Annotated in this window: 5 protein-coding genes; 3 read left to right on the forward strand and 2 right to left on the reverse strand. The window is 71.8% G+C overall.

Annotated elements, in window-relative coordinates; all coding sequences use genetic code 11:
• Nucleotides 1–189: 189 nt before the first annotated feature.
• The 3 genes from E1258_RS28395 to E1258_RS28405 all read left to right on the forward strand — a co-directional run bounded on the left by E1258_RS28395 (nucleotide 190) and on the right by E1258_RS28405 (nucleotide 3,957).
• On the forward strand, nucleotides 190–1,335 hold the full coding sequence (locus tag E1258_RS28395) for an MBL fold metallo-hydrolase (RefSeq protein WP_132406528.1): 1,146 nt from the start codon (nucleotides 190–192) through the stop codon (nucleotides 1,333–1,335).
• 162 nt (nucleotides 1,336–1,497) lie between these two features.
• Nucleotides 1,498–2,706, forward strand: a complete 1,209-nt coding sequence (locus E1258_RS28400) for a glycosyltransferase family 4 protein (RefSeq protein ID WP_132406530.1) — start codon at nucleotides 1,498–1,500, stop codon at nucleotides 2,704–2,706.
• Nucleotides 2,707–2,790: 84 nt separating this feature from the next.
• Nucleotides 2,791–3,957, forward strand: a complete 1,167-nt coding sequence (locus tag E1258_RS28405; RefSeq protein WP_132406532.1) for a DegT/DnrJ/EryC1/StrS aminotransferase family protein — start codon at nucleotides 2,791–2,793, stop codon at nucleotides 3,955–3,957.
• Between the two features lie 67 nt (nucleotides 3,958–4,024).
• On the opposite strand, the gene E1258_RS28410 is transcribed toward E1258_RS28405, so the two are convergent.
• Both E1258_RS28410 and E1258_RS28415 read right to left on the reverse strand, forming a co-directional pair.
• The gene (locus tag E1258_RS28410) at nucleotides 4,025–5,065 is read right to left on the reverse strand and encodes a polysaccharide biosynthesis protein (RefSeq protein ID WP_132406534.1); all 1,041 of its coding nucleotides are present in this window, start codon (nucleotides 5,063–5,065) and stop codon (nucleotides 4,025–4,027) included.
• A gap of 224 nt (nucleotides 5,066–5,289) precedes the next feature.
• A partial coding sequence (locus E1258_RS28415) for a deoxyguanosinetriphosphate triphosphohydrolase family protein (protein WP_132406536.1) occupies nucleotides 5,290–6,788 on the reverse strand: 1,499 nt, incomplete at its 5' end.

Raw genomic sequence — 6,788 nt, forward strand, 5'->3', positions numbered from 1 at the left:
CCGCCGGCCGGGACAGGGGTGCCGCCGGTTCAATGGCCGTCACGGGCTGACCGGCGCCGGCCCCACCAACCGGGCCGTCGTCCGGCGGCCCAGCAACGGCGGCTGACCCACGCCGGGCCGCCACCCCGCGCGGGGGTGCGAGAGCGGACTACGGTGTACTGCGGGACAGCGGCGGAGGGGCAGACGACGATGGCGGTACCAGCGGAACAGGTCGCCCGGCGGGCGTTGGCGCGGCGGCTGCGCGGCGCGGTCGGGTTCGCCGCCCTGGCCGGCCTGGCCTGGGCGGTCCGGGACGTGCCGGCCGCCCTGGGCGGGCGGATCACGGGGGCCCGCGCCGAGCGGGCGGCCCGCTCCCCGCAGTTCCGCGACGGCATCTTCCACAACCGGGCGAGCACCCGGACGATGGCCGGCGCACCCGACCGCAGCCTCGTCCGCGAGCTGATCTTCGGCAAGCAGAAGCGCCGACCGTCCGTCGCCGTCCCGCTGCTGCGCCCGGCCGACTCTCCGGCCACCGCCGCCACCGAGCGCGAGCTCGGCGTCGTCTGGTACGGCCACGCCTCCGCGCTGATCGAGATCGAGGGTCACCGGGTGCTGGTCGACCCGGTGTGGAGCGACCGGTGCTCACCGTCGGCGCTGGTCGGGCCACACCGGCTGCACGAGCCTCCGGTGGGCCTGCACGAGTTGCCCGCCGTGGACGCGATCGTGATCTCCCATGACCACTACGACCACCTCGACATGGCCACGGTGCGGGCGCTGACCGCCGGGCAGTCCGCGCCGTTCCTGGTACCCCTGGGAGTCGGGGCGCACCTGGACCGGTGGGGCGTCCCGGAGCAGCGAATCATCGAGCTGGACTGGTCGGAGAGTCACCGGGTGGGCGGGCTGACGATCACCGCGACCGCCGCCCAGCACTTCTCCGGCCGAGGGCTGCGCCGCGACGGCACGCTGTGGAGTTCGTGGGTGGTGGCCGGGGTCCACCGGAAGGTCTTCTACACCGGCGACTCCGGCTACTTCGACGGGTACGCCGAGATCGGCGCCGAGCACGGCCCGTTCGACGTGACGCTGATGCAGATCGGCGCGTACGACCGGGCGTGGCCGAGCATCCACATGTTCCCGGAGGAGGCCGTCGCCGCCCACCTCGACCTGCGCGGCGGGCTGCTCCTGCCGGTGCACTGGGCGACGTTCAACCTGGCCCTGCACGACTGGTCCGAGCCGGTGGACCGGCTCTGGGCGGAGGCGAAGGCCCGCGACGTCCGGCTGGCCGTGCCCCGCCCCGGCGAGCGGGTGGTCGTCGACGACCCGCCCCCGGTCGACGGCTGGTGGCAGTCGATCGCCTGAGGCGACCGCCGCTCGTCGCCGCCCGGCCCCGGGGGCTCGTAACCCGCGCCGCTTCTCCTCGTTGGACCAGACCTAGTCGCCGTTACCGGCACCCATCGCGAATGGGCGTCGCCCGCGCCTCGGGCACCGCCGTTCGCAAAGGAGACGACAAGGACACGGTCCGTGGGCAATCTTCGCATCGCCATCCTGCTGCGCACGACCGAGGGCTGTTTCTGGACGCTTCCCCAAATCGACGAGCTGCGTCGGCGCAACCACGAGGTGATCGCGATCCTTCCCCCGGGGCCGGGCGCGTTGCGGGAGCAGTTCAGAAAACGTGGTGTCGAGACGCTGGACTCCCCGTTCGACTTCCGGTTCCGTCCCACCCTCAAGGCGGTGCGGGGGCTGTGGAGACTTCGCCGGCTCCTTAGCGGGCTGCGGTTGGATGTCCTGAACTACCACTTGTACGCGGCGGCCCTGGCTGCCCGGATTGCGGCGTTTCGGCTTCCGCTGCGCCGGGTGCACATGGTCGCCGGGCCGCTCTACCTGGAATCGCCGGTGGTCCGTCCCGTGGAGCGCCTGCTGTGGCGGCTGGACGACCTCATCATCTGTTGCACGCAGCACATCTCGACGATGTACCAGGCCCTCGGCTGCCCGGCCGAACGGCGGCCGGTGGCCCAGTACGGGGTGGACCTGGACCACTTCGACCCCGCCAGAGTCCGAGCGCCCGGCCCCGCGGCCTCGGCTCGCGTCTCGGTCCGCGCGGAGCTCGGCATCGCGGACGACGTCTTCGTCGCGATCATGGTGGCGAACATCTACACGCCCAAGCGGATCGCGTTCTCCGGCCAGAACATCAAGGGCCACGACGTCCTTCTGGAGGCGTGGCGCGACTTCCACGCGGCGCATCCACGGTCGCGGCTGCTCATGGTGGGGGTGGGCTTCACCGAGGCCGGCGAGGCGCACCGCAGGCACCTGATGGACAGGTTCGAGGACGATCGGAGCATCGTGTGGTTGGGCCGGCTGCCCGACCTGCGCCCCTACTTCCTGGCCGCTGATGTCAACGTGACGCCGTCGCTGTCGGAGGGCAGCAACGGAGTGGTCCGCGAGGCATCCGCCATGGGCCGCCCCAGCATCGTCAGCGACGCGGGAGGGCTGCCCGAGGCGGTGAACGACAGCTTCGCCTGGATCGTGCCGCGTGGCGACGCGGCCGCTCTCCGGGAGGCGCTCTCGATCGCCCATCGCGCCTTCACGACCGGAGAACTCGCCCCCAGGGGCAGGAGCGCGAGAGAGCACGCGCTGCGGGCCTTCGATCGCACGGCGGCGGCAGAGGCGGTGGCGGACATGGTGACGCATCGCCACCGCCGGGATCGTGCCGCCGACGTGCCGATTCCGTAACGTCCACCCGCGATCTCGGTTAACTGGGTGTAGGCAACACGGACCGCAACATTCCTGCACCCGACCTGTCGCCCGGAGGCCCTCATGGTGGATCAGTACTGCGGAGGCCGACCTTCCCCCGTCCGGCGGATCCATCTCTCCCCGCCCGACGTCGGTCCAACCGAGGAGGCGCTCGTCGTCGCGGCGATGCGGTCGGGCTGGGTGGCACCGGCCGGCCCCGACCTGGACGCGTTCGAGCGCGAGGTGGCCGACCGGGTGGGCTGCGGCTACGCGGTGGGGGTCAGCAGTGGGACGGCCGCGCTGCATCTCGCCCTGGTCGCGGTCGGCGCCGGGCCCGGAACCGTCGTCGTGGTGCCGACCCTTACGTTCGTGGCGACGGCCAATGCGGTGACGTACACCGGGGCGGAACCGGTCTTCGTCGACTGCGACCCGGCGACCGGGAACGTGGACGTGGAGCTGCTGCCCGACCTGCTCGACGACCTCCAACGCCGGGGTCGGCGGGTCGCCGCCGTGATGGCGGTGGACATCAACGGCGTCTGCGCCGACTACGCCCGACTGCTGCCGGTCTGTGCGTCGGCGGGCGTGCCGGTGGTCGAGGACTCGGCCCAGGCCCTCGGTTCCACGTACGAGGGGCGGCACGCGGGTAGCTTCGGCCGCGTCGGCATCTTCTCGTTCAACGGCAACAAGATCATGACAACGTCGAGCGGCGGCATGCTGGTCTCCGGGGACTCCGCGCTGATCAGCCGGGTCCGTCGGCTCTCGACCCAGGCACGGGAGCCGGTCGCGCACTACGAGCATCGGGACATCGGCTACAACTACCGGCTGAGCAATGTGCTCGCGGCCCTCGGCCGGGCCCAGTTGCGTCGCCTCGACGGGATGATCGAACGGCGGCGTGCGCTGCGGGAGCGCTACGCCAAGCTCTTCGCCTCGGTGCCGGGTACACGCATCCTCGGCGACGGGGATGCCGGCTCGAACTGCTGGCTGACCTCGCTCGTGGTGGAACCGGCGACGGCCGGTTGGCGGGCTGCCGACCTCGGCGAGCACCTGGCGGCACACGACATCGAGACCCGCCCCATGTTCAAACCGATGCACCGGCAGCCGGCGCACCTCGACCGGCAGGCGGTGGTGACCGGCGCAGCGGAACGACTCTTCGCCAGCGGCATCTCGCTGCCGAGCGGGTCCACCCTCCTCGGCGCCGACGCAGATCGCGTCTTCCAGGTCATCGAGGAGTTCCTGGTTCGACATCGGTGAGCGGACCCGGGCGGGCAGGCGGGTAACGCCCTTCCGCCAGACGGCCGCCCCGGTCAGGACGCCCCGATCACCGCGCCAGCGCCGGGTCGCACATGGCCAGTTCGGCCCGGACCTGCGGAAGCGTGAGCAGCAGCTCCATGATCTCCGGCACGTCCAGCCGCCGGGCGGTGGCGGAGCTGAGCTCGGGCACCGGTGGCATCCCGATCCTGCCCTCGCTGACGTAGGACGCGTAGTTGAGCCGCCTGGCGTCGACCGGCAATCGATAAAAGTCGCCGAAATCCTCGGCGCGGGCCAGTTCCTCACGGCTGGCCATCGTCTCGAACTGCTTCTCACCGTGCCGTACGCCGATCACGTCGTACTTCGGGGGCACGTCGAAGAGCTGGCACAGGGCGACGACGAGGTCCCCCACCGTGCAGGCACCGGCTTTGCGGACGAAGATGTCGCCGGCCCTGGCGTGCTGGAACGCGTGCTCGACAAGCTCCACGGAGTCGGCGAGCGACATCATGAAACGCGTCATGTCGGGGTCGGTGACGGTCGGCACGACCCCGGCCTTTATCTGTTCGATGAAGATCGGAATCACCGAGCCCCGCGAGTACATGACGTTGCCGTACCGGACACAGGAGACGACCGTCCCGTCGCCCGAGCTGCCCCGAGCGTGGGACTGCGCGAGCTTCTCCATCATCCCCTTGCTCATCCCCATCGCGCTGACCGGGTGAACCGCCTTGTCGGTGCTCAGCATCACCACGGAGCCGACCCCGTGCCGATCCGCTGCCTCGATCACGTTCGCGCTGCCCACCACGTTGGTCCGGAAGGCCTCCAGCGGGAAGAACTCGCAGGAGGGGACCTGCTTGAGCGCCGCGGCGTGGAAGACGAAGTCGACACCCCGGGTGGCGTGCAGGACGCTGTCGAGATCCCGCACGTCACCGAGGTGGTAGAAGACCCGGTCGTCCCCGAGGGTCCGGCGCATGACGTCCTGCTTGGCCTCGTCCCGGCTGAGGACGCGTACCTCCGCGACGTCGCGGTCCAACAGCCGTCGCACCATCGTCTGGCCGAACGAGCCGGTCCCTCCGGTGATAAGCACACGGCGACCAACAGTCGAGCAAGTCATCCAAGTTCTCCTATTTCTTGGAGCGGCGCCGGCCTTCCTGGCACCGCGCAGCAGCCACTGCGGACGGTCACGGGCCGCCGAGCTGCACGGCACCCGGTTCAACGAAGAGCAGAGTGCTGAGAAACGCACGAAAAATGCGTATTGTCCGCTTCGCCACCGGTAGCTGGCCGCCACGGACCGACAGACACGCCGAGCCGGCCGCGCGGGCGGGCGCCGGCCGGCGCTCAGAGCACGAAGGCGTCCGTCCAGAGCGCGCCGGAACGGCCGGAGAGCGCGTCCAGCATCGCGACCGCCTGGCCGTCGGTGAGCTGCGCGACGAAGTCGATGATCGCCCGCCCCCGGGCCCGGCCGATCCGGTCCGGGGTACGCGGGTGCAGCTCCGCCTCGGCCAGCTCGACCAGGTCGTGCAGGCGGCGCGGCAGCCGGGACTCCTCCTCCGGGTCGAGCAGCCACTCCCACAGCGCTTCGACGAGGGTTCCGAGCAGCCGCGCCTGGCCCCGCTGGTGCAGGGCCAGGTCCGGACGGGCCAGCACGAACCGGTGGTGCACGAACTTGAGCACCTGCACCTCGTGCCACTGGGCCGGCGCGAGCAGCACGTGCCCGGAGCGCATCGACGGCGTCTCGGTCACGGTGATCGCGTCGACGAACCGGGTGGTCCACCGGGCGGAGAACCGGGCCACGTACTGCTCCGCCTCGATCGAGCCGTCGAACGGCAGCGCGAGCAGCCCCTCGACCAACTCCTGCCGGACGTGCTCGACGGCGGCGGCGAACGCCTCGTCGTCGGCGACCCAGCCGTCCTTGCGGTGCAGTTGGCGGCGCAGCCGCTCGATGGCCGCCCCGGGCCGCCGGTCCACCCCGTCCAGCGCCGGCCCGGTGATCGCCCGCAGGTGATCGTTCTCCCGCTGCCAGGCCATCAGCTCGGCCGCCACCGTGCCCTGCTGGAGCACCCCGACCCGGTAGAAGTCCTCCACGTCGTGGATGGCGTACGCGATGTCGTCGGCGGTGTCCATCACCGACGCCTCCACGGTCTGCTGCCAGTCGGCGATCCGCCCGGCGAACGGTTCCCGGGCCTGCCGCAGGTCGGCCAGCTCCGTGCGGTACGCGCCGAACTTGGCCGACCCGCTGTCCGGATCCTCGGGGGGCGCGGCGGCCCCCCGGGGCGGCGGGACGAGGTGCCGGGGGTGCGGGTCCGGGTGGTCCAGCCGGGTCCACGGGTACTTCAGCATGGCCGCCCGGACCGCCGCCGTCAGGTCCAGGCCGGTGGTCGCCGCGCCGCGGATCTCGGTGCTGGTGACGATCCGGTACGACTGGGCGTTGCCCTCGAACCCGTCGGCCAGGCCGAGTCGCTGGCGGGCCAGCCGGTCGAGCACCCGCTCCCCCAGGTGCCCGAACGGCGGGTGCCCGAGGTCGTGGGCGAGGGCGGCGGCCTCCACCACGTCCGGGTCGCAGCCACCGAGGACGTCCAGCAGGTCCCGCCAGCGTTTGTCGGCGGTGAGCCGCTCGGCGATCGCGCGGGCCACCTGGGCCACCTTGAGGCTGTGGGTGAGCCGGTTGTGCACCAGCAGGCCGGAGCCGCCCGGGCTGATCACCTGGGTGACGCCGCCCAGGCGGGTGAAGAAGGGCGAGGCCACGATCCGGTCCCGGTCGGCCCGAAACGGGCTGGCGGCGAGGTCGCCGAGGGCCCGCGCGCTGCCGCCGAAGAGCCGCCGCGCCCGGAGGTCAG

Origin of the sequence: Micromonospora sp. KC207 (genome assembly GCF_004348615.1) — a bacterium.
Taxonomy (GTDB): Bacteria; Actinomycetota; Actinomycetes; order Mycobacteriales; family Micromonosporaceae; genus Micromonospora.

Bases quoted from the DNA above. Each gene is read 5' to 3' on its own strand.
- E1258_RS28395 (WP_132406528.1), top strand. From the start codon at position 190: ATGGCGGTACCAGCGGAACAGGTCGCCCGGCGGGCGTTGGCGCGGCGG.
- E1258_RS28405 (WP_132406532.1), top strand. From the start codon at position 2,791: ATGGTGGATCAGTACTGCGGAGGCCGACCTTCCCCCGTCCGGCGGATC.
- E1258_RS28410 (WP_132406534.1), bottom strand. From the start codon at position 5,065: ATGACTTGCTCGACTGTTGGTCGCCGTGTGCTTATCACCGGAGGGACC.